Origin of the sequence: Rhodococcus sp. WB1 (genome assembly GCF_001700945.1) — a bacterium.
In the GTDB taxonomy this organism is placed as follows: Bacteria; Actinomycetota; Actinomycetes; order Mycobacteriales; family Mycobacteriaceae; genus Rhodococcus; species Rhodococcus aetherivorans.
Genome location: NZ_CP015529.1, coordinates 4,951,201 through 4,976,131 on the forward strand (window position 1 = coordinate 4,951,201; position 24,931 = coordinate 4,976,131).

22 protein-coding genes are annotated in these 24,931 nt (G+C 70.8%); 8 read left to right on the plus strand and 14 right to left on the minus strand.

Features of this window, described 5'->3' with window-relative positions; translation table 11 throughout:
* Positions 1-143 precede the first annotated feature (143 nt).
* Genes A4U64_RS22180 through A4U64_RS22190 form a run of 3 tightly spaced genes read left to right on the plus strand, consistent with a single transcriptional unit; the run spans position 144 to position 3,018 of the window.
* Positions 144-1,424, plus strand: coding sequence for a TetR/AcrR family transcriptional regulator (locus A4U64_RS22180; RefSeq protein WP_065923122.1), 1,281 nt, complete (start codon positions 144-146; stop codon positions 1,422-1,424).
* Positions 1,421-2,539, plus strand: coding sequence for an NAD(P)-dependent alcohol dehydrogenase (locus A4U64_RS22185; protein WP_084648676.1), 1,119 nt, complete (start codon positions 1,421-1,423; stop codon positions 2,537-2,539). The genes A4U64_RS22180 and A4U64_RS22185 overlap by 4 nt, the downstream gene beginning before the upstream one ends.
* A gap of 2 nt (positions 2,540-2,541) precedes the next feature.
* Positions 2,542-3,018 carry a DUF4334 domain-containing protein gene (locus A4U64_RS22190; protein ID WP_006947474.1) on the plus strand — a complete coding sequence of 159 codons (477 nt, stop codon included), beginning with the start codon at positions 2,542-2,544 and terminating at the stop codon, positions 3,016-3,018.
* A gap of 109 nt (positions 3,019-3,127) precedes the next feature.
* Here the strand turns inward: A4U64_RS22190 and A4U64_RS22195 are convergent, their stop codons facing one another.
* The gene (locus A4U64_RS22195) at positions 3,128-3,811 is read right to left on the minus strand and encodes a GntR family transcriptional regulator (protein WP_006947472.1); all 684 of its coding nucleotides are present in this window, start codon (positions 3,809-3,811) and stop codon (positions 3,128-3,130) included.
* 4 nt (positions 3,812-3,815) lie between these two features.
* On the minus strand, positions 3,816-4,967 hold the full coding sequence (locus tag A4U64_RS22200; protein ID WP_029547139.1) for an acyl-CoA dehydrogenase family protein: 1,152 nt from the start codon (positions 4,965-4,967) through the stop codon (positions 3,816-3,818).
* A 130-nt stretch (positions 4,968-5,097) separates the two neighbouring features.
* Here A4U64_RS22200 and A4U64_RS22205 point away from each other — a divergent pair, with 130 nt between their 5' ends.
* Both A4U64_RS22205 and A4U64_RS22210 read left to right on the plus strand, forming a co-directional pair.
* On the plus strand, positions 5,098-6,612 hold the full coding sequence (locus A4U64_RS22205; protein ID WP_029547138.1) for an aldehyde dehydrogenase family protein: 1,515 nt from the start codon (positions 5,098-5,100) through the stop codon (positions 6,610-6,612).
* On the plus strand, positions 6,582-7,592 hold the full coding sequence (locus A4U64_RS22210; RefSeq protein WP_006947466.1) for an oxygenase MpaB family protein: 1,011 nt from the start codon (positions 6,582-6,584) through the stop codon (positions 7,590-7,592). The genes A4U64_RS22205 and A4U64_RS22210 overlap by 31 nt, the downstream gene beginning before the upstream one ends.
* Positions 7,593-7,653: 61 nt before the next feature.
* Here the strand turns inward: A4U64_RS22210 and A4U64_RS22215 are convergent, their stop codons facing one another.
* The 4 genes from A4U64_RS22215 to A4U64_RS22230 all read right to left on the minus strand — a co-directional run bounded on the left by A4U64_RS22215 (position 7,654) and on the right by A4U64_RS22230 (position 10,746).
* Entirely contained in the window at positions 7,654-9,150 is a 1,497-nt protein-coding gene (locus A4U64_RS22215) for an MFS transporter (RefSeq protein WP_050034470.1), read from the minus strand.
* 100 nt (positions 9,151-9,250) lie between these two features.
* Entirely contained in the window at positions 9,251-9,748 is a 498-nt protein-coding gene (locus A4U64_RS22220; RefSeq protein WP_202916827.1) for a TetR/AcrR family transcriptional regulator, read from the minus strand.
* 56 nt (positions 9,749-9,804) lie between these two features.
* Positions 9,805-10,413, minus strand: a complete 609-nt coding sequence (gene recR, locus A4U64_RS22225; RefSeq protein ID WP_006947462.1) for a recombination mediator RecR — start codon at positions 10,411-10,413, stop codon at positions 9,805-9,807.
* 9 nt (positions 10,414-10,422) lie between these two features.
* On the minus strand, positions 10,423-10,746 hold the full coding sequence (locus tag A4U64_RS22230; protein WP_050034469.1) for a YbaB/EbfC family nucleoid-associated protein: 324 nt from the start codon (positions 10,744-10,746) through the stop codon (positions 10,423-10,425).
* A gap of 76 nt (positions 10,747-10,822) precedes the next feature.
* On the opposite strand from A4U64_RS22230, the gene A4U64_RS22235 reads away from it, so the two are divergent.
* A complete protein-coding gene (locus A4U64_RS22235; protein ID WP_082120184.1) occupies positions 10,823-11,581 on the plus strand; it encodes an Rv3717 family N-acetylmuramoyl-L-alanine amidase in 759 nt (252 codons plus the stop codon).
* Here the strand turns inward: A4U64_RS22235 and A4U64_RS22240 are convergent.
* Entirely contained in the window at positions 11,578-12,012 is a 435-nt protein-coding gene (locus A4U64_RS22240) for an SRPBCC family protein (RefSeq protein WP_050034468.1), read from the minus strand. The genes A4U64_RS22235 and A4U64_RS22240 overlap by 4 nt on opposite strands.
* Before the next feature lie 137 nt (positions 12,013-12,149).
* Here A4U64_RS22240 and A4U64_RS22245 point away from each other — a divergent pair, with 137 nt between their 5' ends.
* Positions 12,150-13,583, plus strand: a complete 1,434-nt coding sequence (locus tag A4U64_RS22245; RefSeq protein ID WP_065923123.1) for an FAD-binding oxidoreductase — start codon at positions 12,150-12,152, stop codon at positions 13,581-13,583.
* The gene (locus A4U64_RS22250; protein WP_065923124.1) at positions 13,580-14,881 is read left to right on the plus strand and encodes a class I SAM-dependent methyltransferase; all 1,302 of its coding nucleotides are present in this window, start codon (positions 13,580-13,582) and stop codon (positions 14,879-14,881) included. Before A4U64_RS22245 ends, A4U64_RS22250 begins: the two co-directional genes overlap by 4 nt.
* Positions 14,882-14,919: 38 nt before the next feature.
* Here A4U64_RS22250 and A4U64_RS22255 read toward each other — a convergent pair whose 3' ends face one another.
* The 7 genes from A4U64_RS22255 to A4U64_RS22285 form a co-directional block, all read right to left on the minus strand.
* A complete protein-coding gene (locus A4U64_RS22255; RefSeq protein WP_065923560.1) occupies positions 14,920-15,957 on the minus strand; it encodes a type IV toxin-antitoxin system AbiEi family antitoxin domain-containing protein in 1,038 nt (345 codons plus the stop codon).
* A 123-nt stretch (positions 15,958-16,080) separates the two neighbouring features.
* Entirely contained in the window at positions 16,081-18,231 is a 2,151-nt protein-coding gene (locus A4U64_RS22260) for a 3-hydroxyacyl-CoA dehydrogenase NAD-binding domain-containing protein (RefSeq protein WP_065923125.1), read from the minus strand.
* A 28-nt stretch (positions 18,232-18,259) separates the two neighbouring features.
* On the minus strand, positions 18,260-19,474 hold the full coding sequence (locus tag A4U64_RS22265) for an acetyl-CoA C-acetyltransferase (RefSeq protein ID WP_006947448.1): 1,215 nt from the start codon (positions 19,472-19,474) through the stop codon (positions 18,260-18,262).
* Between the two features lie 148 nt (positions 19,475-19,622).
* Positions 19,623-20,285: a response regulator transcription factor gene (locus tag A4U64_RS22270; protein WP_065923126.1), complete on the minus strand. Its 663-nt coding sequence runs from the start codon at positions 20,283-20,285 to the stop codon at positions 19,623-19,625.
* Positions 20,270-22,204: a sensor histidine kinase gene (locus A4U64_RS22275; protein WP_065923127.1), complete on the minus strand. Its 1,935-nt coding sequence runs from the start codon at positions 22,202-22,204 to the stop codon at positions 20,270-20,272. Before A4U64_RS22275 ends, A4U64_RS22270 begins: the two co-directional genes overlap by 16 nt.
* A gap of 44 nt (positions 22,205-22,248) precedes the next feature.
* A complete protein-coding gene (locus tag A4U64_RS22280) occupies positions 22,249-22,935 on the minus strand; it encodes a hypothetical protein (protein WP_029547129.1) in 687 nt (228 codons plus the stop codon).
* Positions 22,936-23,152: 217 nt separating this feature from the next.
* Entirely contained in the window at positions 23,153-24,712 is a 1,560-nt protein-coding gene (locus A4U64_RS22285; RefSeq protein ID WP_065923128.1) for a hypothetical protein, read from the minus strand.
* Positions 24,713-24,931 lie beyond the last annotated feature (219 nt).

Sequence of the window (24,931 nt, forward strand, 5' to 3'; positions counted from 1 at the left end):
CGGTGTGCGGTCTTGTTTGTCAAGGGCTCTCCGCAGGCCTTTCCACGGAGCGGCCCGAGGGAATTCGCCGCCGCGGATATGGTGCTGGGCGCTAACGTTTGCGATAGGCTGCCGGGACCACGCCCGGCATGGATGGAGGTACGGTGGCGGAGCAGACCCGGACCGGTTCGCGGGGGACGCGGACACGGTCGACCGCCCGCACGTCGACCGAGGCGGCACCGGCTCCGCGACGGCGGCCGAAGAACCGCAAGGCACAGATCGCCGCGGTCGCGGCGGAAGCGTTCAGCGAACGCGGTTACCACGGCGTCGGGATCGACGAGATCGCCGCCGCGGTCGGCATTTCCGGCCCCGCCCTCTATCGGCACTTCCCCAACAAGTACGCGCTGTTCCGGGACGCCGCGCTGAGCCTGGGCACGACGCTCGGCACGGCCGTCGCCGAGGCGGACGAGGACGCGGTGGACGACCCCGCCGAGTGGCTCGACCGGCTGCTGCTCGCCGCGATCCGCACCACCGTCGAGTGCCGTCGCACCGCCGGGCTCTACCGGTGGGAGAACCGCTACCTGACGGCCGAGGACCGCAGCGAGGTCCGCAGCGTGATCTGGGGCGTCAACCGCCGTGTCGGCGCCGCCCTGGCCGCCCTGCGCCCGGACCTGCCGGAGCCGGACAACGTGTTGCTCAGCGCCGCCATGCTCAGCGTCGTCGGCAGCATCACCGCCCATCGGGCGCCGCTGTCCAACCGCCGGATCGAGCGGTTGCTGCTGGACGCGTGCCGGTCGGTGGCCGCGGTCCGGCTCGAGGCGGCCGGCCCGTCGCGCGCCGCGGCCGCCCGGACCCCCGGCCTCGCCGTCGCCAACAAACGCGAGGTGCTGCTGCACGAGGCGATCCTGCTGTTCCACGCCCGGGGGTACCACGACGTGAGCATCGAGGAGATCGGCGCCGCGGCCGGCATCAACGCCTCCGGGGTCTACCGGCACTTCGCGAGCAAGTCCGACCTGCTCGCCGCGGCCTTCCACCGGGCCGCGGACCGGCTCTCCGTCGCCGTGAACACCGCGCTGGCCGACTCCACGTCTCCGGCCGAGGCGCTGCGCGCCCTCACCGACGTGTACGTCCGGTTGTCCTTCGCCCAGAGCGAGCTGATGTCGGTGTACTTCACGGAGATCGGCAGCCTGCCCGCCGCCCACCGCACCGACCTGCGCAACATCCAGCGGCTCAACGTCGAGGAATGGGCCCGTCTGCTCGCCGACGTCCGGCCGGGCCTGTCCGCGGTCGAGTGCCGATTCCTGGTCCATGCCGCGCTGAACCTCGTGCTCGACATAGGCCGGCTGATGCACTTCGAACCCACCCCGTCCAACGAGAGCCGGGTGCAGCAACTGATGCTGGTCACCCTCCTCGGCAACAGCGCCCCGCGGGAGGCGAACTCGTGACGCACACGGCCACCGCGGCGGTACTGCGCGACTACGGGACGACGCCGCGGGCGGAGCCGATCGAGTTGCCGCCGCTGCGGCCCGACGAGGTCCTCGTCCGGATCGGTGGCGTCGGCATCTGCCACACCGATCTCACCGCCGCCGCCGGCGGGGTCCCGATCCCGCTGCCGGCCGTCCTCGGGCACGAGGGTGCGGGCACCGTCGTCGAGATCGGCCCCGACGTCACCGATCTCGACGTCGGCGACCCGGTGGTGCTCGGATTCGACTCGTGCCGCACGTGCCGCAACTGCGCGCGCGGCCGGCCGGCCTACTGCACCCGCTTCGCCCCGCTCAACTACGGCGGCCGTCGCGCGGACGGCTCGACCACCCTGCGCGACGCGTCGGGGGCGCCCCTGCACGGGAACTGGTTCGGACAGTCGTCGTTCGCATCCCTCGCGATTGCCACCGAACGCAACGCCGTGCGCCTGCCGGACGACGTTCCGCTCGTCCCGGCCGGACCGCTGGGCTGCGGGTTGCAGACCGGCGCCGGAGCGGTGCTGCGGGTCCTGCGGCCCGAACCCGGCTCGTCGATCGCCGTGTTCGGTCTCGGCGCGGTCGGCATGGCCGCCGTCATGGCCGCCCGGATCGCCGGGTGCGGCACCGTCGTCGGCGTCGACCCGAACCCGCGGCGGCACGCGCTCGCCCGCGAACTCGGTGCGACGGAGACACTGAACCCCGACGAGCACACCGACCCCGGCCGGCGGATCCGCGAGATCACCGGTGGGGGCGTCGATCACGCCGTCGAAGCCGTCGGTACCGAAGCGGTGATCCGGCAGGCACTGGCCTCGCTCACGATCCCCGGCACCTGTGCCACGCTGGGACTGCGCGCCGGCCGGAATCCGGTCACCGTCGACCAGACGCATCTGCTCAACGGGCGCACCCTCACCGGGGTGATCGAGGGGGACGCCGACCCGCACGTGTTCCTCCCCGAACTCGTCCGCCTGTGGCAGCAGGGCTCGTTCCCGGTGGAGAAACTGATCCGCACCTTCCCGTTCGAACGATTCGACGAGGCGCTCGCCGACGTCCGGGCCGGCGACGTCGTCAAGGCAGTACTCACCTTCGACCCTCAGGAGTGACCATGACCGTGGCCGACGAGCTGGCCGCACTGCGCAGCCGGACCGACGTGATCTCCCCGCGCGAACTCGACGCCCTGTGGACGCGTCTGGAGCCCGCCCGCCTCGGCGATCTCGTCGGATATCGCTGGCGCGGATTCAGTTTCGACACCGGCCACCGGACCCACACCCGCCTCGGCCGGGCCCGGTGGTACGGCAAGCAGTTCGCCGCCGCCGACGACGTGCAGCCGCTGCTGTGCTACGACGCGAACGGGGAACTCTTCTCCGACGTCGACACCGGGCGCGGCGAGGCGAGCCTGTGGGAGATCCGGTTCCGCGGCGAGGTCACCGCCACGATGGTCTACGACGGCATGCCCGTGTTCGACCACTTCAAGAAGGCCGACGACGACACGCTCGTCGGGGTCATGAACGGCAAGGGCAAGCTCGTCTTCGACGCGGGCGAACACTACTGGTTCGGCCTCGAACGCGACGTCGCGCTGTAGCGCCCGATCCCGTTGGCAGTGGCCGAATGTCACATCACTTCGGTCTGATCGAAGGAATGTGACATTCGGCCCTCACGACCACCGCAACCACCGCCACCCGGGGTGCGGGTCAGCTGCGAGGTGCGATCCGGTCCAGGTGGGCCAGCAACCGGGCCACCGCGTCGTCGAACTGCACCTCGGTCTGCGCGATCACCTCGGCGCGGTCCCCCCTGCGGAACGCGTCGATCAGCCGGGCGTGCGACGCGACAGCGAGCCGGCCCCAACCCGGATCCGCCGCGTAGAGCCGGTACGGGGTGTAGCGCGCCGCACAGTAGAGAAACCAGGCGAGCTTCGGACTGGCCGCGATCCGGTTCAGGTCCCGGTGGAACTCGAACTCCGCGTCGGCGATCCGCTGTGCCTCTCCGGACTCGACGGCCAGGCACAGCGCATCGTTCAGGGCGCTCAACCGCTCGAGGTCCGCGGGTTCCGCGGAGCGCAGCGCGCGCAGGGCCAGTTCCACCGCGATCTGCTTCTGCAGCCAGAAGATGTCGGCCACGTCGCCCCGGTCGAGCGGCGAGACGACGTAGCCGCGGTTGGGTACCGACTGCACCAAGCCCTCGCCGCGCAGCGTCAGCAGCGCCTCCCGGACCGGGGTGACGCTGACCCCGAGTTCGGCGGCGGTCTCGTCGAGACGCACGAAGTCGCCGGGCCGCAGCGCACCGGAGATGATGAGTCCGCGCAGGTGGGTCGCGACCTCCTCGGAGAGCTGGGGCCGTCGCCGTAGTCCGCGCGACGCTCGGGCCGGTGCCGTCATCGGTCTACAGCCCGTAGCTCTTGCCGATGATGTCGCGCTGGATCTCGTTGGTGCCGCCGAAGATCGTCGACACGATCGTCCTGCGCACGTGGTGTTCCATGTCGAATTCGGTGGCGTACCCGTAGCCACCCATCATCTGCATGCCTTCGAGGGCAGTCTTCTTCGCGACCTCGGTGGCCTTGAGCTTGACCATGGACGCCTCGCGCGGGAACAGCGTGCCCGGGTTGGCGTCGACGAGGCGCGCGACGCGGTACACCAGCAGCCGGGTCGCCTCGATTTCGGTGGCCAGGTCCGCGACCCGGTGACGGATCGCCTGGAACGTGCCGACCGGGCGGCCGAACTGCTTGCGTTCGGTGACGAACTGCAGGGCGTCGTCGAAGGCGCGCTGCGCGGTGCCGAGCATCATCGCGGCCAGGATGAGCCGCTCGGTGTTCAGCCCGGCCATCAACTGGGTCCAGCCGTTGCCGACCTCGCCGACGACGGCGTCCTCCGGCAGGCGCACGTCGGTGAGGTAGAGGTCGTTGACCTCCTTGCCGCCCATGGTGTCGATGCCGCTGATCTTCAGGCCCGGCGTGCCGGCCGGCAGATGGAACATGGTCAGGCCCTGGTGCTTGGCGCCGCTGCGGTCGGTGCGGGCGACGAGCAGGATGTTGTCGGCGAAGTGCGCGTTGGAGCACCAGGTCTTCTGGCCGTTGATCAGCCAACCGTCGTCGACCTTCTCGGCGCGGCAGGTCAGGGCGCCGACGTCGGAACCGGCCTCGGGCTCGGACATGGAGATGGACTGGGACCGGCCCTCGACGATGCCCCCGAGCACGGTTTCCTTCTGCGCTTGCGTGCCGAACTTCTCGTAGGCGGCGCCGGTGATGAGGGTGGGGCCGATGCCGCCGATGGGGGCCATGCCGCGCGTGGTCTGCTCAAGCAGGATGCACAGGTCGACCGTGCTGCCGGCGGATCCGCCGAACTCCTCGGGGACGGTCACGCCGAGCCAGCCGAGGTCGGCCATCTTCCGGTACAGCTCCTGGCTGTGGCTGTGCGTGCCGTGGTCGGTGAGGGCGTCGCGCTGGGCGCGGGTGCCCACCTCACGGCGGCAGAAGTCGGCGACGGCCGCCGCGAAGTCCTGCTGCTCCGGAGTGAACTCGGTGAGGTTGGTGTGCATGGGATCGGCCTCCTGGCCTGGACAAGTAGTGGGGGGTTGTCGACGCCGGGCGCGCCGCCTAGTGTGAGATCCACGACAGTGAATCACATCAAATATATTTGATGCGACCCAGTGAAGGAAGCGTCACTCCATGACCCAGGACCTCAGCACCCCCGGCACGCCGTCGCCCGCTCCCCCGTCCGCCACGTTCACCAGCCTCGACCCGCGCGACGGTTCCGTCCTCGCGGAGTACCCGATCGCCGACGCCACCGACGTGGCCGCCGCCGTCGACCGCGCCCGGTCGGCCGCCCGCTGGTGGGCCGCCCAGGGCTTCCGCGGCCGCCGGGACTGGCTGCTCGAGTTCAAGAAGGCCGTCGCCGCCGACGCCGAGGCCCTCGCGGCCGTCGTCTCCGCCGAGACCGGCAAGCCGCGCGGCGACGCCTTCCTCGAGGTGATGCTCGCGATCGAGCACCTCGACTGGGCCGCCCGCAACGCCAAGAAGGTGCTGCGCCCCCGCAGGGTGCCGTCCGGCCTCGCCAGCGCCAACCAGCAGGCCACCCTCGAGTACCAGCCGCTCGGCGTGATCGGCGTCATCGGGCCGTGGAACTACCCGGTCTACACCCCGATGGGCTCGATCTCCTACGCCCTCGCCGCCGGCAACGCCGTCGTGTTCAAGCCGTCCGAACTGACCCCGGGCGTGGGCAGGTGGCTCGAGCAGAAGTGGAACGCGCTCGCTCCCACGCAGCCGGTGTTCCAGGTGATCACCGGCCTCGGCGAGGCCGGCGCGGCACTCGCCCGCTCCGGTGTCGACAAGATCGCCTTCACCGGCTCCGGCGCCACCGCCCGCAAGGTCATGGCCGTGTGCGCCGAGACCCTCACCCCGCTCGTCGCCGAGTGCGGCGGCAAGGACGCGATGATCGTCGCCGAGGACGCCGACCTCGACAAGGCCGTGGAGATGGCCGCGTTCGGCGCGTTCGGGAATGCGGGCCAGACCTGCGCCGGCGTCGAACGCATCTACGTCGTCGAGCCGGTCTACCGGCAGTTCCTCGACAAGCTCACCGCCACCATCGAGCGGGTGCGCCCCGGCGGCACCGACGACGCCAGCTACGGCCCGATGACGCTGCCCCGGCAGATCGACATCGTGCGCGGCCAGATCGACGACGCCCTCGATCACGGCGCCGAGGCCGTCGTCGGCGGTCGCGAGTCGGTGCACGACCGCTACGTCGACCCGGTGATCCTCACCGACGTGCCGGAGCGGTCCTCCGCCGTGTGCGAGGAGACCTTCGGCCCGACGGTGGTGGTCAACAAGGTGCGCGATCTCGACGAGGCCGTCGAGCGCGCCAACGCCACCGACTACGGCCTCGGCGCGTCGGTGTTCACCAAGGACCGCTCCCGCGGCCGCAAGATCGCCGACCGATTGCGCACCGGCATGGTGTCGGTGAACTCGGTGCTCGGCTTCGCGGGCATCCCGTCGCTGCCGTTCGGCGGCATCGGCGAATCCGGGTTCGGCCGCATCCACGGCGCCGACGGCCTGCGCGAATTCAGCCGGCCCAAGTCGGTGACCGTCGAGAGGTTCCGGGCCCCGCTGAACCTGCTCACGCTCGAGCGCACCGCGCGGGACATGAAGATCGCCGCGTGGATGCTCAAGACCCGGCACGGGCGGTGACACCGATGACGTCGACCTCCCCCGACCGCACCCAGGAACGCACGCGCGGCGCGTCCGTCGCCGCCCGCCCCGACGCCCGGACGGAGAAGGCCACCACCTTCCCGGCGCCGAACCGGGACCCGCACGCCGGGCTCGGCCGGTTCGGCTGGCTGAAGGTGATCGAGGGCCTGGACCCGGTGACCCACCATCAGGACATCCTGCGGATCACCGCGGGCTACGAGTTCCCGTGGGACTACCAGCGGTCGCTCGAGTTCGCGCTGTTCCGTACCTACTGCGTGCCGAGCATCTCCGCGCTGCTGGCCCGCACCGGCGAGTTCGAGCACCGCCCGCAGAAACGCTACGACGACACCGCGATCCTGATGTCCGAGCTCGTCGAGCACGGCTACGACTCCGATCGGGGCCGCGAGTCGCTGCGCAACGTCAACCGGATGCACGGCAGGTACTCGATCGACAACGACGACATGCTCTACGTGCTCTCGACGTTCGTCTACGACCCGATCGACTGGATCGACCGCTACGGCTGGCGGCGTCTGCACCCGCACGAGCGCCTCGCCTCGTTCCACTTCTACCGGCAGGTGGGAATCCGGATGGGCATCAAGGACATTCCGGAGTCCTACCAGGAGTTCCAGCGGTTCAAGCTGGACTACGAGGACGAGCACTTCACCTACAGCGACGACAACCACCGCATCGGCACCTACACCCTGCGGCTGTTCCAGTCGTGGTATCCGAAGGCGCTCGCACCCGCCGTCGCCACCGCGGTGTACGCGCTGATCGACGAGCGGATGGCCGCGGCGTTCGGGTTCCCGCAGGGCTCTGCGCGGGTCCGGGCGGTCGCGGAGGCCGCGCTGCGCGCCCGGTCCGCGGTGGTGCGCCGGCTGCCCAAGCGACGGCTCTCGCGGGCGGCGAGCAACCCCAACAACCGCACCTATCCGGGATATCCGGAGGGCTACCGCCCCCGGGATCTCGGCGTGGGGTACTGATCCGGGGGGGGAGGGGAGGGCGCCGGCCTGCCGCCCGGGAGGGGCGGCGGGCCGGCGTGCGTCACCCGGCGGGCACCTCGGCGACGTGCTCGGCGGGACGCCGGTTCGCCGCCGGCAGGGCGAGCGCGGCGACGAACACCACCACCGCGCACGTCGCGCACACCAGGTAGGCGATCGAGAATCCCGCCGTGGTGATGCCCCCGTTCGACAGATGCGCCGCGAGAACGGTCGCGACCACCGCGCTGCACACGGTGCTGCCCGTGGTGCGCAGCAGCACGTTGACACCGTTCGCCGCGGCGGTCTGCTCCAGCGGGACCGCGCCCATGATCAGCACCGGCAGCGTGCAGTACACGAGGGTGGTGCCGATGGCGGCGACGCCGAGCGCCACCACCACCGACCACAGCGGCTTGTCCGGCACCGCATGCAGCGAGTATCCGCACAGCAGGAACAGTGCGCCGGCCAGCATGGGGACCTTCGTTCCCCACCGGTCGGACAACCGCGCCGCGACGAGGGAGAACGACATCATCGCGAAGCTCGCCGGCAGCTGGCACAGGGCCGCGAGCAGGATCGGCAGCCCGTAACCGGCGCCGCGGTCCGGGTCGGCCTGCAGCAGCTGCGTGGTGATGAGGGTGTTGCCGTAGAACGCGAACCCGACCAGCAGGGCGGCCAGGTGCGGCATCAGGACGGTGCGCCGCGCCGAGACCCGCAGATCCACGAGGGGGTTGCGGTTGCGCAACTGCTGGAAGCCCCACAGTCCGAACAGGACCACGGCGGCGGCGAACATCGACAGCACGGCCGGGCTGGTCCAGCCCCAGGTGCTGCCCTGTGTGATCGGGACGAGCAGGCTCACCAGCGCGGCGGTCAGGCCGACCGCGCCGACGCCGTCGAACCGGCCGCCGGTGCGGGTGCGGGACTCCCGGATGAACATCGCGGCCGCGGTCATCACCGCCGCGCCGATCGCGGTGGTGACCCAGAACAGCACGTGCCAGTCCGCGAACTGGACGATGGCCGCGGCGAACGGGATGCCCAGGGCGGTGCCCAGGCCGAGCGTGGAGCTGAGCAGGGCGATCGCCCGTCCGATCCGTTCCCTGGGCAGTTCCTCGCGCAGGATCGACATGCCGATCGGGATGATCGCGGCGCCCGCGCCCTGCAGGCCGCGGGCGGTGATGAGCACCGCGATGTTCGAACTGATCGCGCAGAGCAGCGACCCGACGGTCATCAGGACCAGGGCGACGAGCAGCATGCGCTTCTTGCCGATCATGTCGGCGAGCCGCCCGAAGATCGGGGTCATCACGGCCCCGACGAGCAGCGTGGTCGTCACCAGCCACGACACGGCCGTGGTGCCGGCGCCCGTCAGGGCCGGCATGCTCGGCAGCAGCGGCACCATGACCGTCTGCATGATCGCCTGGAAGATCGCCCCGACCGCGAGGATCGGGAAGACGAAACGCGACGGCCGGGGCGCGACGGCCGTTCCCGACCCACCGGCGGACGCCGCAGCGAGGGGCCGGTCCGGCCGGGACCCGCGCAGCCGGAGGGGGTGGGTGGACACGTACGCCATCGGTCCTCCTCCGCGTGGGGTGAATAATTGTTTACTAGGCTAAGTGAATAGCCGTTTACCCCGCAACAGAGGTGACCCGCGTCTCACCCCGGACCGTCTGTCACTCCGCCCCGTCGAGCAGCTCCTGCACCAGCGGCGCGTACCGCGCCACCACGTCCGGCACCGAACCGGTGGCCCGCTCCCCCAGCATCCGGCGCCGCATGATCGCCAGCCCCATCACCATCGACATCGCCAGCTCCGCGCGCAGCCGCGCGTCCGGACCGGGCAACCGCGCGGCGAGCGCGTCGATCATCTGCTTCGAGTAGTTCTCCCGGAGTGTGCGGTTGCTCTCCTCGCTCGCCCCGCTCATGAACAGGATGTTCATCGAGAGCGGCTTGTACGGCTCGAGCGGCCGGGCCAGCATCGAGACCATCCGCTCCCCCAGCTCCCCGAGCGGGCCGTCGAACAGCACCCGCGCCGCCTCCTGGAAGTCGACCAGGGCGTCGAACAGCTGCTCCTTGGAGCCGAAGTACTTGATGATCAGCGGCGCGCTGACCCCGGCGTCCTCGGCGATGTCCTTGAGGGTGATCTCGCGGTACGGGCGCGTCGCGAACGCCATGCCCGCCGCGTCGAGGATCCGGCGGCGCGTCTGCTCCCCGGTGCGCCTCGGCGCCGTCACAGTGTGCGTCGGCCCGAGAGCGCCCGGCCGAGGGTCAGCTCGTCGGCGAACTCGAGGTCGCCCCCCATGGGCAGACCGGACGCCAGCCGCGTCACCGTCAGGCCGGGGAAGTCCCGCAGCATCCGCACGAGGTACGTCGCGGTGGCCTCGCCCTCCGTGTTGGGGTCCGTCGCGATGATCACCTCGGCGACGTCGACGCCGTCCTCCTGGTTGCCGATGCGGGTGAGCAGCTCGCGGATCCGCAGCTGGTCCGGCCCGATGCCGCTGAGCGGATCGAGCGCGCCGCCGAGCACGTGGTAGCGGCCCCGGAACTCGCGGGTGCGCTCGATGGCCTGCACGTCCTTCGGCTCCTCGACCACACAGATCTGGGTGCGGTCCCGGCGCGGATCGGAACAGATCCGGCAACGCTCCTGATCCGACACCGTGCCGCACACCTCGCAGAACCGGACGCCGTCGCGCACCTGCTGCAGGGCCGCCTGCAGCCGGTCGATCTCCGGCGGCTCGAGCGACAACAGGTGGAACGCGATGCGCTGGGCGCTCTTCGGACCGATGCCCGGCAGCTTGCCGAGCTCGTCGATCAGGTCCTGGACCGGTCCCTCGTACACGTGACTCCTCTAGAAGCCGGGCAGACCGGGGATGCCGCCGCCCAGCCCGCCGGCCAGTGGGCCGAGCTTCTCGGAGGCGATCTCCTGCGCCTTCGCCGACGCGTCGGCGATCGCGCCGATCACCAGGTCCTGCAGCGTCTCCACGTCCTCGGGGTCCACGACTTTCGGGTCGATGTGCAGGCCGACGACCTCGCCGGTCCCCTTCACCGTCGCCGTCACCAGGCCGCCACCGGCCTGGCCGGTCACCTCCGCCTGCGCCATCTCCGCCTGGGCGGCCATCAGCTGCTGCTGCATCTGCTGCGCCTGCGCGAGGAGCTGCTGCATGTCGGGCATTCCACCGGGTTCCAAGGCATGTCCTTTCCGCGGGATTTCGCAACTCAGGGTAGTCCGTCCCCGGTACCGTGACGGCATGCGCGTGCGTGGACTGTCCCGCCGGATCACCGTCGCCGCCACCTGCGTGCTGGCCCTGTCCCTGCCGGGACTGCCCGCGACCGCGAACCAGGACCTGCCGCTGGCCGGTCGCACCGTCTTCCTCGATCCCGGCCACAACGGCGCCAACGACGCGAGCATCGCCACCCAGGTGCCCACCGGTCGCGGCGGCACCAAGAACTGCCAGACCACCGGCACCAGCACCGACTCCGGCTACGCGGAGCACACCTTCAACTGGGACGTGGCCACGCTCGTGCGCGCCGAACTCGAGCGGCTCGGCGCGCACGTGCTGCTCAGCCGGCCCGACGACACGTCCGTCGCCGCCTGCGTGGACCGTCGCGCCGAGGAGGCCAACGCCTCCGGCGCGGACGTCGTGGTCAGCCTGCACGCCGACGGCGGGCCGGCCGACGGCCACGGCTTCCACGTCAACTACTCGGCGCCCCCGCTCAACGAGGTGCAGGCCGGCCCGTCCGTCGCTCTCGCCACCGCCGTGCGCGACGCCCTCGTCGATGCGGGCCTGACCCCGTCCACCTACCTCGGCACCGACGGCCTGCTCGGCCGCGACGACCTGGCCGGGCTCAACCTGGCCCGACGGCCGTCCGTGCTGGTCGAGTTCGGCAACATGCGCAACGCGGCGGACGCCGCGACGATGACCGGCCCCGATGGGCGGCAGCGCTACGCCACCGCCGTCGTCGCCGGGATCGTCGCGTTCGCCGGCGAACCGGCCGAGGCTCTCTAGTCCAGCTCGCGCTTCAGGTTCGCCAGCACCTGCTCCTGGATCTTGCGCAGCCCGAGCGGCGCGAAGGTCTTCTCGAAGAAGCCGCCGACGCCACCCGCGCCCTTCCACTCAGTCAACGTCACCACGGTCGAACCGGTGCCGTTGGGCACCACGCTCCACGTGGTCACCAGGGACGAGTTCGCGTCCCGCTCGGTGATCGTGCTACCCGACACCGCCACTCGCGCCTCGACGTCGCGGGCCCGCTTCTTCGTCGCCTGCAGGATCCAGTGCACGACCGTGCCGTCGCCGCGGCCACCCGAGAGCACCCGGTAGTCGCGGTACTGCTCGGTGAGGATGCGCGGACGCACCGACTCGTAGTCCGCGAGGGCCTCGAGCACCCGCTCCGGCGCTGCGGCGAGCTGAATCGAACTGCTGGCGCTTACCTGTCCCACTGTTCCTCCTGTGTCTCGTGGGCCGCTCACGTCGCGGCCGTCACCGAGTCCCATCCTGCCTGCTTCATCGTCGCGCCCGGCCGGGCCCGCGGGGCTATTGTGAAGATCGCCACCGGCGCGTCGCCCCAGGGAGTCGTATGCAGAAGCCGAAGTCAGTCGTAGCCCCGAGCGGAGAATCCGCCCACCGGGCCGGTGTCGAGCGTCTGTTGCGCTCCTACCGCGCCATCCCAGCCGACGCCCCTGTGCGCCTGGCCAAGAAGACCTCCAACCTGTTCCGGGCCCGGGCCCGGGTGGACGCGCCGGGCCTCGACGTGTCCGGCCTCGGCGGGGTCGTCTCCGTCGACCCCGCCGCGCGCACCGCCGACGTCGCCGGCATGTGCACCTACGAGGATCTGGTCGACGCGACGCTCCCCCACGGCCTCGCGCCCCTTGTGGTGCCGCAGCTGAAGACGATCACCCTCGGCGGGGCGGTCACCGGGCTCGGCATCGAGTCGACCTCCTTCCGCAACGGCCTGCCGCACGAGTCGGTGCTCGAGATGGACATTCTCACCGGGGCCGGCGAGATCGTCACCGCCACTCCCGACGGCGAGCACGCGGATCTGTTCCACGGCTTCCCCAATTCCTACGGCACCCTCGGATACGCGACGCGCCTGCGCATCGAGCTCGAGCCGGTGAAACCGTTCGTGGCGCTGCGGCACCTGCGGTTCGACTCGCTCGACGAGATGCAGTCCGCTCTCGACCGCATCGCCACCGAACGGGTGCACGCCGGGGTGCCGGTCGACTATCTCGACGGAGTGATGTTCTCCGCGACCGAGTCCTACCTGACCGTCGGCACGCAGACCGACGCACCCGGCCCGGTCAGCGACTACACCGGCGAGCACATCTACTACCGCTCCATCCAGCACGCGTCCGTCAACCATCCCAGGACCGACCGTCTCACCATCCGGGACTACCTGTGGCGGTGGGACACCGACTGGTTCTGGTGCTCGCGCGCCTTCGGCGCCCAGAACCCCCGGATCCGGCGGCTGTGGCCGAAGCACCTGCTCCGCAGCAGCTTCTATTGGAAGCTGATCGCCCTCGACCACCGCTACGGTATCGCCGACCGCATCGAGCGACGCAAGGGCAACCTGCCGCGCGAACGCGTCGTGCAGGACATCGAGGTGCCGATCGAGCGGACCGCGGAGTTCCTGCGCTGGTTCCTCGACGAGATACCGATCGATCCGGTGTGGTTGTGCCCCTTGCGGTTACGCGAGAACGGACCCGCAGCGGGCGATGTCCAGCGCCCGTGGCCCCTGTACCCGCTCGAGCCGAAGCGCACCTACGTCAACATCGGCTTCTGGTCGTCGGTGCCGACCGTTCCCGGCGAGATCGAAGGCGCGGCGAACCGTCGCATCGAACACAAGGTCGCCGAGCTCGACGGGCACAAATCGCTGTACTCCGACTCGTACTATGCGCGCGCGGAGTTCGAGCAGCTCTACTACGGCGGCGGGGACTATCCCGCCCTGAAGAAGCGGTACGATCCCGAATCCCGTTTGCTGGACCTCTTCTCGAAGGCGGTGCACAACAGATGACCACGTTGCGAGAACCACGCACGAACGACGGCCGGCTCACCCTCGCCCAGATCCTCGAGACCGTGACCGGCGGCGAGCTGCCGGTGCGGTTCACCGCGTACGACGGCTCCAGCGCCGGCCCCACGGACGCCCCGTACGGCCTGCGGTTGACCTCGACGCGCGGCACGACCTACCTGGCGACGGCCCCCGGCGACCTCGGCATGGCACGCGCCTACGTCTCCGGTGACCTCGAGGCCGAGGGCGTCCACCCCGGCAACCCGTACGAGCTCCTGAAGGCCCTGGGCGACCTGCACTTCCAGCGCCCGCCGGCACTGACGCTCGCCCAGATCGCGCGCTCGCTGGGCTTGGAGACGCTCAAGCCCATCGCGCCGCCCCCGCAGGAGCACCTGCCGCGCTGGCGCCGGTTCGCCGAGGGCCTGCGGCACTCGCGCAGCCGCGACGCCGAGGTGATCCACCACCACTACGACGTCTCCAACGCGTTCTACGAGCGCGTCCTCGGCCCCTCCATGACGTACACGTGCGCCCTGTTCGACTCGGAGACGCAAAGCCTCGAGGACGCGCAGGAGAACAAGTACCGCCTCGTCTTCGAGAAGCTGCGGCTGCAGCCCGGGGACCGGCTTCTCGACATCGGCTGCGGCTGGGGCGGGATGGTCCGGTACGCGGCGCGGCGCGGCGTCAAGGTGCTCGGCGTCACCCTGTCGCGTGAGCAGGCCGAGTGGGCGCAGAAGGCCATCGTCGAGGAGGGACTCACCGACCTCGCCGAGGTCCGCTTCTCCGACTACCGCGACGTGCCCGAGACCGGCTTCGACGCGATCTCGTCGATCGGGCTGACCGAGCACATCGGCGTGCAGAACTACCCGGCGTACTTCCGGCGGCTGCACGAGAAGCTGCGCGAGGGTGGGCTGCTGCTCAACCACTGCATCACCCGCCCGGTCAACCGCGGTCCTGTGAAGGCCGGGGGCTTCATCGACCGGTACGTCTTCCCCGACGGCGAGCTCACCGGCTCGGGCCGCATCATCACCGAGGTCCAGGACGTGGGCTTCGAGGTGCTGCACGAGGAGAATCTGCGCCAGCACTACGCGCTGACCCTGAAGGGCTGGTGCGAGAACCTCGTCGCCGACTGGGACGCCTGCGTCGCCGAGGTCGGCGAGGGCACCGCCCGCGTCTGGGGCCTGTACATGGCCGGCTCCCGCCTCGGCTTCGAACGCAACGTCGTTCAGCTGCACCACGTCCTGGCCGTCAAGCTGGGCCCGGACCAGGAGCCGAACGTCCCGCTGCGCCCTTGGTGGGTGGCCTAGGCGGCTCCGCCGCCCGTGCGTGGTTCTGGTAGTGCCCGCTACCAGAACCGCGCACGGCAGCTGCAGGGGTTCGGCTCGTCCCGGACCCAGCCCAGCCGGGTCAGTACCGTCTCGACCTCCCGCGCGACGTCGCACGGCGACGACGCCACCTCCCGATATCCGAAGACCAGTCGCGACCGGCCGGCCAGCTCGGCGGCGTTGTCGCGGCGCCGGTCACGGAAGGCGACTTCGCGCATCGAATGGACCCACCTGCCGTCCAACCGCACCGTGAGCGGGCATCCGGCGCCGTCGTACGTGCAGTCCTCGTACAGGGTCCTGCCGTCCACGACGACCGGACTCTGCCGGCGCGCCACGGGCAGAGCGTGTGCACGCTCGACGTCGATCGCGTAGTGGTACTCGAGCACGGACTGCACCCCGTCTGCGAGCAACGTCACCGCCTCTGCCAGCGAACTCCGATACCGATACGGCGGTCGTTCCTCGAGTCGCAGACGCACATCGGCCAGTCGGATGCCGGCGTTCGTCACGGTGGCGATCAGCGACAGGTACGCCTCCCGCGGCGACGGTTGCGCAGTGGCCAGATCCAGTGCGGTGTCGACCTTGGTCGTGCGCGGCAAGTACCGATCGACGCCGATGTGTGCGTGTGCCCGTGACCGGTGCACGACTACCCCCGGATGGAGAACGGCAGTCGGCTTCGACACCGGCAGCTTCGCTTTCCGTCCTGGTGCCCGCACCGTGGCTCGCTGCGGCAGCGCCGACTTCCCCACGGGAACGGTGAGGTGAACCGGTGCGGTGTCGTCGACCGGAAGCATGCCCCACACCTCCGCCGCGGTCCGGTGACTGAGCATCGCCGCTCCGCCCCCATACAGCAGGGCCGCCTCGAGCACCATGGTCCGCGTCAACGGTCCGCTGCTGACGGCATACACGCCCTGCAGGACACGTTGCCACCGTCCCGTATCGAGCAGATGCCGGACCGCTCCACGGCCCACCCCCAGTGCAGTCAGCTCCGCCTGTGTGACCAAGCCGGCCCGATCGTCGACCAGCTTCTGAATCTCGCTCTTCCCGAAGTCGTCCCCCATGCCGTCGATGATGGCCGACCCGGCGACGGGCAAGGGCTCCCGACCGTGGTCGGGAGCCCTTGCCCGTGGACAACTCGTGTGTGGTTCTGGCAGCGATTGCTACCAAAACCACGCACGGGCGCGTCAGCGCAGGGACGCCGGCGGGGTGAAGCGCTCGCCGTACTTGGCGGCGAGTTCCTCGGCGCGCTTGACGAAGCCCTCCTTACCGCCCGGGTAGCCGGCGATGTACTGCGCGACGCCACCGGTCCAGGCCGGGAAGCCGATGCCGAGGATCGAGCCGATGTTGGCGTCGGCGGTGGTACGCAGCACGCCCTCGTCGAAGCACTTCTGGGTCTCGATGGCCTCGATGAACAGCATCCGCTCGATCAGGTCCTGGATCGGGATGTCGGTGGGCGCGCTGCTGAACTTCTCGCGCAGGCCCGGCCAGATGCGGGTGCGCTTGCCGTCGGCGTACTCGTAGAAGCCGCCGCCACCGGCGCGGCCCGGGCGGCCCTCGTCGACGAGGAAGTCGACGACGGTGGTCGAATCGTCCTGCGGCACCTTCAGACCCGACGCCTCGGCGGCAGCCTCGGTCTCCTTGCGGATCTTCTGCATCAGCGTCAGGTTCAGCTCGTCCGACAGCTGCAGCGGCGGAGCCGGGTAGCCGGCCTGCGAACCGGCCTGCTCGATCGTGGCCGGCTCGATGCCCTCGCCGACCATGCGGATCGCCTCGTTGACGAACGTGCCGATGACGCGGGAGGTGAAGAATCCCCGCGAGTCGTTGACGACGATCGGGGTCTTGCGGATCTGCTGGGCGAGATCGAACGCCTTGGCCAGCGTCGCGTCGGAGGTCTTCTCCCCCGCGATGATCTCGAGCAGCGGCATCTTGTCGACCGGGGAGAAGAAGTGCAGGCCGATGAAGTCCTCCTGGCGCTTCACTCCCTCGGCGAGGCCGGTGATCGGCAGGGTCGAGGTGTTCGACCCGAGCACCGCGTCCGGCGCGACGACGTCCTCGATCTCCTGGAACACCTTGTGCTTGAGGCCGGTGTTCTCGAACACGGCCTCGATGACCAGGTCCGCGCCGGCCAGGTCGGCGGCGTCGGCCGTCGGCGTGATGCGGGCGAGCAGCGCCGCGGACTTCTCCTCCGTGGTCTTGCCGCGGGCGAGCGCCTTGGCCTCGAGGCCCTCCGAGTAGGCCTTGCCCTTCTGCGCCGACTCGATCGAGACGTCCTTGAGGATCACGTCCATACCGGCCTTGGCGCACACGTAGGCGATGCCCGCGCCCATCATGCCGGCGCCGAGCACGGCGACCTTCCGGAAGGTGGTCTTCGGGAACGGCGTGCCGTCGGCCTGCTTGGGGCGCGACGCCCCGGAGTTGATGGCCTGCATGTCGAAGAAGAACGCCTGGATCATGTTCTTCGCGACCTGGCCGGTGACCAGCTCGGTGAAGTAGCGGCCCTCGATCTTCGACGCGTTGTCGAAGTCGACCTGCGAGCCCTCGACGGCGGCGGCCATGATGGCCCGCGGGGCGGGCATCGGGGCGCCCTTGAGCTGCTTGCGCAGGTTCGCGGGGAACGCCGGCAGGTTCGCCGCGAACGACGGCGACGCGGGGGTGCCGCCGGGGATCTTGAAGCCCTTCTTGTCCCAGGGCTGCACGCCACCTTCGGGATTGGCCTTGATCCACGCCTTCGCGGCGGGGACGAGTTCGTCGATCGAGCCGACGACCTCGTCGATCAGGCCGAGTTCCTTGGCCTTGACCGGGTTGTACTTGTTGCCCTGCAGCAGCACCTGCATCAGCGCGGTCTGGATGCCGAGCATGCGCACGGTGCGGGTGACGCCGCCGCCGCCGGGCAGCAGGCCCAGGCTGGCCTCGGGCAGGCCGATCTGCACGCCCTTGACGTCGGCCGCGATGCGGTGGTGGGTGGCCAGGGCGATCTCGAGACCGCCGCCGAGGGCCGCGCCGTTGATCGCGGCGACGACGGGCTTGCCGAGGGTTTCGAGCCGGCGCAGGTCCGCCTTGATGCCCTCGACCTCGTCGAAGATCCGCTGCGCGTCCTCGGGGCCGACCTTGATCATGTTCTTCAGGTCGCCGCCGGCGAAGAAGGTCTTCTTCGCGGAGGTGATCACGACACCGGTGATGTCGTCCTTCTCGGCGGCCAGGCGGTCGACGGTGGCCTTCATCGACGCCTTGTAGAGCTCGTTCATGGTGTTCGCGCCCTGGTTCGGGTCGTCGAGAGTCAGCACCACGATGCCGTCGGCGTCGCGCTCCCAGCCGATCATGTTGTTCTCAGTCACTGTGAATTCCCCAGTCCCTTCCGAAGTTTCAGACACGCTCGATGATCGTGGCCACGCCCATGCCGCCACCGATGCAGAGGGTGACGAGGGCGCGGCGGGCACCGCGGCGCTCGAGCTCGTCGACCATCGTTCCCGTGATCATGGCGCCGGTGGCGCCGAGCGGGTGCCCCATCGCGATGGCGCCGCCGTTGACGTTGAGCTTCTCGTCCGGGATCTTCAGGTCCTTCTGGAACTTGAGCACGACCGACGCGAACGCCTCGTTGATCTCGAACAGGTCGATGTCGTCCACGGTCAGGCCGGCGGCGGCGAGGACCTTGTGCGCGGCCGGGGTGGGGCCGGTGAGCATGATCGTCGAGTCCGCACCCGAGGTGGCGGTGGCGACGATGCGGGCGCGCGGGGTCAGGCCCATGTCCTTGCCGGCCTGCTCGGAGCCGACGAGCACCAGCGCGGCGCCGTCGACGATGCCGGAGCTGTTGCCGCCGTGGTGGACGTGGTCGATCTTCTCGACGAAGTGGAACTTCTGCAGCGCGACGGCGTCGAAACCGCCCATCTCGCCGACCATCGCGAACGACGGCTGCAACCCGGCCAGGCCCGCGAGGGTGGTGTCGGGACGCATGTGTTCGTCGTGGTCGAGGACGGTCAGGCCGTTCTGGTCCTTGACCGGCACCACGGACTTGGCGAAGTACCCGCCGGACCACGCCGCCGCGGCCAGCTGCTGCGAACGCAGCGCGTACGCGTCGACGTCCTCGCGGCTGAAGCCTTCCATGGTGGCGATCAGGTCGGCGCTCACACCCTGCGGCACGAAGTAGGTGTCGTAGTTGGTGGCCGGGTCGAGGGCCCACGGGCCACCGTCCGAGCCCATCGGCACCCGCGACATCGACTCGACGCCACCGGCGACGACGAGCTCGTCCCAGCCGGAGCGGACCTTCTGCGCGGCCATGTTCACGGCCTCGAGGCCGGAGGCGCAGAAGCGGTTGATCTGCACGCCGCCCACGGTGTCGGGCATGCCCGCCGCGGTGACGGCGGTGCGGGCGATGTCGGCACCCTGGTCGCCCACCGGTCCGACGACGCCGAGGATCAGGTCCGAGATGCGGTTCTCGTCCAGGTCCGGGAACCGCACGCGCAGTTCGTCGATCAGGCCGGTGACCAGGGAGATCGGCTTGACCGAATGCAGCGACCCGGTCTTCTTGCCGCGGCCGCGCGGAGTTCGGATGGCTTCGTAGATGAATGCCTCGGAGGTCACAGTGCAGGGTTCCTTCCCGTGCTTTGCGGATGCGAGGGGCGGCGGCTCGTGACAGCCGTCACGCCCGACCTCGTTCACCCTAGGAGCCGGGGCCCCCCGGACTGAAGGACCGAACCGAGCGGAGTCCGTGACCGAACCGAGCGGACGTTCACGCCCCGAGACCGGCCTCGCGGGCCCGCACGATCGCGGTCGACCGGTCGGCCGCGCCGAGCTTGCCGAGCACGTTCGACACGTGGTTGCGCACCGTTTTCGGGCTCAGCACCAGCCGGCGGGCGATGGTCGCGTTGTCGTGCCCGCGCGCCATCAGGTCCAGCACCTCGCGTTCGCGATCGGTGAGTTCCGGGAACACCGCCGGCGCCAGGGTGCGGGAGGCGGCCATCGCCCCGATGGCCTTGGCGGCGACGGCGGCACCGACGATGACCTCGCCGTCCGCGACGGCGCGGATCGCCCGCTCGACACCCGACGGGTCGGCACCCTTGACGAGGTAGCCGCGCGCCCCGGCGCGCACCGAGGCGACGAGCGACTCCTCGTCCTCGTGCATCGTCACCACCAGCACCCGCAGCTCGGGGAACCGCCCGAGCAGCTGCCGGGTCGCCTCGATGCCCGAGCCGTCCCCGAGTTCGAGGTCCATGAGCACGACGTCGACGTCCGCGGTGATCACCTCGAGCGCCTCGGCGACCGAACTGGCCTGGGCCACCACCTCGATGCCGTCGAGGGTGCCCAGCAGCGCGACGAGCCCGAGCCGGAACACCGGATGGTCGTCGACGACGGCGACGGCGATCGCCGCGGGGGCGTTCACGACGGCCCCCACGGGAGGTCCGCCGTGACGACGGTGCCGTGCGGCTGCGCCGCCGTGATCTCGACGGTGCCGCCGACGTCCTCGGCGCGTTCGCGCATGCTGTGCGTCCCCACGCCCCGTCGCGCGTTCCGGTCCAGCCCGCGGCCCGCGTCGCGTACCTCGAGGGTGAGCCGGTCCGCCGCCGCCCGCACGAGCACCCGGCACCCGTCGGCGCCGCTGTGCCGCCGCGCGTTGGTGACCGCCTCGGCGGCGATGCCGTACGCCGCGGCGACGACCGCCCCGCCCCGGCCCGGTGGCACATCGGCGTCCACGTCGACGCGGAATCCACTGCGCGAGTGGACCGCCGACATCTCCTCCAGCGCGGCGGCAAGACCCAGCTCGTCCAGGACGGGCGGCAGCAACCCCCGGGAGAGCTCGCGCACGCCCTCGACCTGGTGGTCGAGTTCGCGCAGCAGCGAGTCGATCAGCGGAGCGGCGCCGGCGGAGTCGCTGTCGATGAGGTTGCGGGCGCCCTGCAGCCCGAGCCGGATACCGGCGAGGGACGGACCGAGCCCGTCGTGCAGTTCCCGGCGGATGGTGCGGCGCTCGGCGAGCCGGGCCTCGGTGAGCCGGTCGCGCGCCGCGTCGAGCTCCTCCGAGGACCGCAGCACCACGAGCCCGGCCTCCACCACGGAGGCGAGTTCGCCGAGCGCGCGGAAGCTGCGGGGCCCCAGCGTCTCGCCGGGCGGGGCGGTCACCTCGAGCCGGCCGTCGCGCAGGACGACCTGCTCGGTGGGCCCGGTGGGGGTGCCCCATCGGGCGAGCGCCTCGTCGCCGCGGCGCACCGTCACCGACTCGAGGCGCAGCGCCACACCGACTCCGGCGGCGAGGTCCTCGAGCAGCCGCCGCGGCGTCTGCGCCCCCGCGAAGTGCCGGCCGAGCCGGCGCACCGCGCTCGCCGGGTCGTCGCCCTCGCCGTAGACGAGGGTGTGCACGCGCCGGGTCAGCCAGGCCCGCACCGGTTGCACGGCCAGGGCCACCGCGACCGCGGCGATGGCCTGGGCGACGACGGATCCGTCCGTCGGCAGGATCAGGGCGACGGTGGCGGTCACGGCGAGGTAGCCGGTGGCGAGTACCGCGACGAGGCTGCCGGCGACGGCGGCGCGGCCGACCGCGAGGTCGAGCCCCCACAGCCGTTGCCGCAGCACCACCACGAGGATCGCGACCGGGTAGAACGCCTGCGTGGCCAGGTGCAGCAGCGGCGTGAGCATCCACGGCAGGCCGGGCACCGCCAGCGGGATGTAGGACACCGCCATCAGGGCGGTGCCGAGCGCGAGCCAGCCCAGGCCGATGCGATCGGAGACCGGGCCGCACCGCCACCGGTAGGTGATGTCCGCAGCGGCGAGCAGGCCGAGCGTGACGACGGGCAGCACGAGCCAGCCGACGGCGGTGCCGGTGAAGGTGCGGGCCCAGAAGAACCACGCGGTGACCACGGCACCGGCGAGCACGCCGAGGCGGGTGCGCCGGTCGAGCGGCGTGTCGCGGACCAGCCAGGGCACCACCAGGAACAACGCCAGGGTGCCGGGGATCCACGCGGTGCTCTGCAGCGGCGCGAGGACCCCGGCGAACGGCAGCCCGGGCCGCACCTCCGCGAGCTTCGTCCAGGCGTAGCTCAGGGCCGAGAGCCCGACGCCGATCGATGCGAGCGACAGCAGGATCGGCACCGGATGCACCCGGCGCGCCAGCACCACGCCGGCGACGGTGCCGTACACCGCGGCACCCACGGCGTCGACGAGGAAGAACAGCTGATCGGAGTCGAGGTCCGGGCGGGCGGTGGCGAAGACCACGAGGGCCGCGACGGCCAGGCCCCCCGAGAGCACGGCGACGACGGCGGCGGGCACCGGTGCGCCACCGGTGCCCGCCGCCGTCTCGGATGCGTCCGCAACAGCCATGATGCGGTGAGTATGCCCCGCGGCCGGATCCGTCGCGCGGCAGCCTATCGGCGCGCCCTGTCGGAGACGGCGAATCCGATGCCGGCGACGAGCACCCACACGGGACCGACGAAGCCGGCCATGTATTGCAGCGGGGAGATCCCGAGCAGCACGGTCAGGCCGCCGAGCACCACGCTCGCCCAGCCCAGCCACCGCGGCGTCGCGCCGTGGCGCAGCGACGCGGCCGCCACCGCCAGGCCGCTGACCCCCGCGCCGACCCACAGCCACGGGATCGTGCCGACCCAGTGCGCGCCGACGACGGCGAACTCGGCGACCATCTGTCCCGGCTCGCCCAGCCCGAACAACAGCTCGGTGTCCAGGCCGGCGCCGAGCAGTCCGGCGGTCGCCGTGAGCAACAGACCGAACGCCGCGACCGACGGCAGCAGGCTGTCCTCGGGCAGGGCGATCCGCAGGCGGCGCTGCAGGCCGGCGGCGAAGATCAGCAGCAGCACCGTCGACACCATGAGCGACAGGTGCATCACCAGCAGTGGGGTTCGTTCGCCCGCGAACGCCTCGGCGATCGCGGGCGCGTTGCCGGCCGTGGATTCGTCGTAGGCGGCGCCCATACCCATGCTCGCCTGGATGGCGACGACCCCGGCGAGCCCGGCAACGGCCCCCGACCATGCCCAGGCGCTCGACGACGCGCGCCGTGCGGCCGTGCGTCCGTCCTCCGTCACGCTCACTGTGCTCATCGGTTCGGTGTCCCTCCCGTCGTACCGGCGCGCTCTGCGCCTGAGGGAGAGGCTGCTGCGCCCGGCGTCCCGGTCGCCAGGGACACCCGTCCCGTCCCGGTGGGATTCCTCCGGCGGGATGCCGGACCGGTCCTCGCGCGCGTCGGTGCTTGCCGCGCGCGTGAGGACGCGCGCGACAAGCACCGTTCCGCGCGAGAGTGACCGCGCTGCAGGCGAATCAGTAGACCAGGACGGCGAACAGCGTGCTGAGCACGAGCCCCGCCATCACCGGCAGGAAGCACTTGCGGGCCAGGTCGAGGACGGGGACGCGGGCGAATCCGGCCACGGCGACGAGCGACGACCACGCGACGATCACCCCGCCGCCGGACCAGATGTTGCCCATCTGCCCGATCGCGGCGAGGGTCGACGGATCCATGCCGACCGCCGGGCCCAGCGCGCCGGACAGCGAACCGGTCAGCGGCAGACCGCTGAAGCCGGACCCGTCCAGCCCGGCCACCACGCCGATGAGCAGGATGCCGAACGACGTGACGAACGGGTTCTGCGGCAGGTGCGACTGTGCCGCGTTGACGAGATCGAACAGGATTCCCGGACCCGTCTCGCCGTCCGCGTAGCCGAGGATGGCACCGGAGAAGTCGGGGTTGCCGATGAGGAAGAAGCCGGCGATCGGCAGCACGACGCCCATCGCCTTGAAGGCGAACACCAGACCGTCGACGAGGTGCTCGGAGGTGGTCTCGAGGAAGCCGCCCCTGTCGTTGGACGCGGCGGCCGCGAACAGGATGAGCGCCGCGATTCCACCGACGATGGCCGCGGCGTCCCCACCCTGCAGGGGCGGCACCACCTGGGTGAACTTGCCCAGCAGCAGATACACGATGAAGGCGAGGTAGGCGAGCGGAACGAGCATCGCGAACGCCTTCGCGGTGCCCCTGCTCTCGGCGAGTTCGTAGCTGCCGGGGTCGCGCTCGGCGACGATCACGGCCGTCGCCGTGCTCGCGGCACCGTCGGGGCCACCGGCGGGGCCGCCGCCCACGGGCTCGGGCTGCACCGGCTGCCGGGTCGGGGCGGATCCGCCGCCGGCCGGGCCGTCGGCGCCGCGGTCGGCCTCGGCCTCCCACTCGACGAGCAGGTCCGGCGACGGCGCCCGCCACGTCCGGCGCTGCGCGACGAACGTGATCGCCAGCGCGGTCACGCCGACGACGAGCGACAGCACGAGCGACTTGTCCGCCACGGCGTCGACGTCGGCACCGGCCGCCGTGGCGGAGATGCCCGGTGCGACCTTGATGATGTAGTCCGACGACAGGGCCATGCCCTGGCCACAGATGGCGATGACCATGCCGACCGACAGCGGCGACAGGCCGGCCCGGATGGCGACGGGGATCAGCACGGCACCGACGAGCGGGACGGCCGGGGTGGGCCAGAAGAACAGGGAGATCACGTACGTCACGACGGCCAGCACGAGGAAGCTACTGGTGCCGGTACGCATGACCCTGCGGAACGGCGCGACCATCAGCCGGTCGGCGCCGAGTTGCCGCAGCGCGCCGAGCATCGCGGTCACCAGCGCGATGATCAGGAAGATGTTGAACAGCTCCTTCGCGGCCACGAGGCTGGCGTTGAAGATCGAGGACAGTCCGGTGACGATGCTGCCGGAGAACACGAAGGCGGTCAGGAACGTTCCGATGACTGCGGGAACCACGATGTTCTTCCGCAGGGCCATGGTGGCCAGGATGACGACGATGCCGGCCACGTAGACCCAGTGGGCGGCTGTGAGTTGTACGTCCAATTCGAGTCCTAAGTCAGGAGCAGAACGAGTGAGGGGCTGTGTTCGTGGAACTTTCCGCGCTCGTTCATGCCTGGTCAACGCAAACCTTGCACAGTGCCCCGAACTGTAGATGTGCAGTGTGTTCCTGTTTTGCGTTTCCGTGTCCTCCGGTAGCGCGATCGTGAACAATTGCTACGAACTTGTGTCTTCCGCCGTTTCCGCCGGGCGAACCCCGATTCC

What these genes read in the sequence shown, in the direction of transcription:
- A4U64_RS22220 (WP_202916827.1), bottom strand. Translation starts at nt 9,748, where the DNA reads ATGGCGTTCGCGACGCGCCCGTACCGCGAGATCACCCTCAAGGACATC.
- A4U64_RS22230 (WP_050034469.1), bottom strand. Translation starts at nt 10,746, where the DNA reads ATGCCCGACATGCAGCAGCTCCTCGCGCAGGCGCAGCAGATGCAGCAG.
- A4U64_RS22280 (WP_029547129.1), bottom strand. Translation starts at nt 22,935, where the DNA reads ATGAGCACAGTGAGCGTGACGGAGGACGGACGCACGGCCGCACGGCGC.
- A4U64_RS22235 (WP_082120184.1), top strand. Translation starts at nt 10,823, where the DNA reads ATGCGCGTGCGTGGACTGTCCCGCCGGATCACCGTCGCCGCCACCTGC.
- A4U64_RS22205 (WP_029547138.1), top strand. Translation starts at nt 5,098, where the DNA reads ATGACCCAGGACCTCAGCACCCCCGGCACGCCGTCGCCCGCTCCCCCG.
- A4U64_RS22215 (WP_050034470.1), bottom strand. Translation starts at nt 9,150, where the DNA reads ATGGCGTACGTGTCCACCCACCCCCTCCGGCTGCGCGGGTCCCGGCCG.
- A4U64_RS22200 (WP_029547139.1), bottom strand. Translation starts at nt 4,967, where the DNA reads ATGCACACCAACCTCACCGAGTTCACTCCGGAGCAGCAGGACTTCGCG.
- A4U64_RS22250 (WP_065923124.1), top strand. Translation starts at nt 13,580, where the DNA reads ATGACCACGTTGCGAGAACCACGCACGAACGACGGCCGGCTCACCCTC.
- A4U64_RS22190 (WP_006947474.1), top strand. Translation starts at nt 2,542, where the DNA reads ATGACCGTGGCCGACGAGCTGGCCGCACTGCGCAGCCGGACCGACGTG.
- A4U64_RS22275 (WP_065923127.1), bottom strand. Translation starts at nt 22,204, where the DNA reads ATGGCTGTTGCGGACGCATCCGAGACGGCGGCGGGCACCGGTGGCGCA.
- A4U64_RS22255 (WP_065923560.1), bottom strand. Translation starts at nt 15,957, where the DNA reads ATGGGGGACGACTTCGGGAAGAGCGAGATTCAGAAGCTGGTCGACGAT.
- A4U64_RS22195 (WP_006947472.1), bottom strand. Translation starts at nt 3,811, where the DNA reads ATGACGGCACCGGCCCGAGCGTCGCGCGGACTACGGCGACGGCCCCAG.
- A4U64_RS22245 (WP_065923123.1), top strand. Translation starts at nt 12,150, where the DNA reads ATGCAGAAGCCGAAGTCAGTCGTAGCCCCGAGCGGAGAATCCGCCCAC.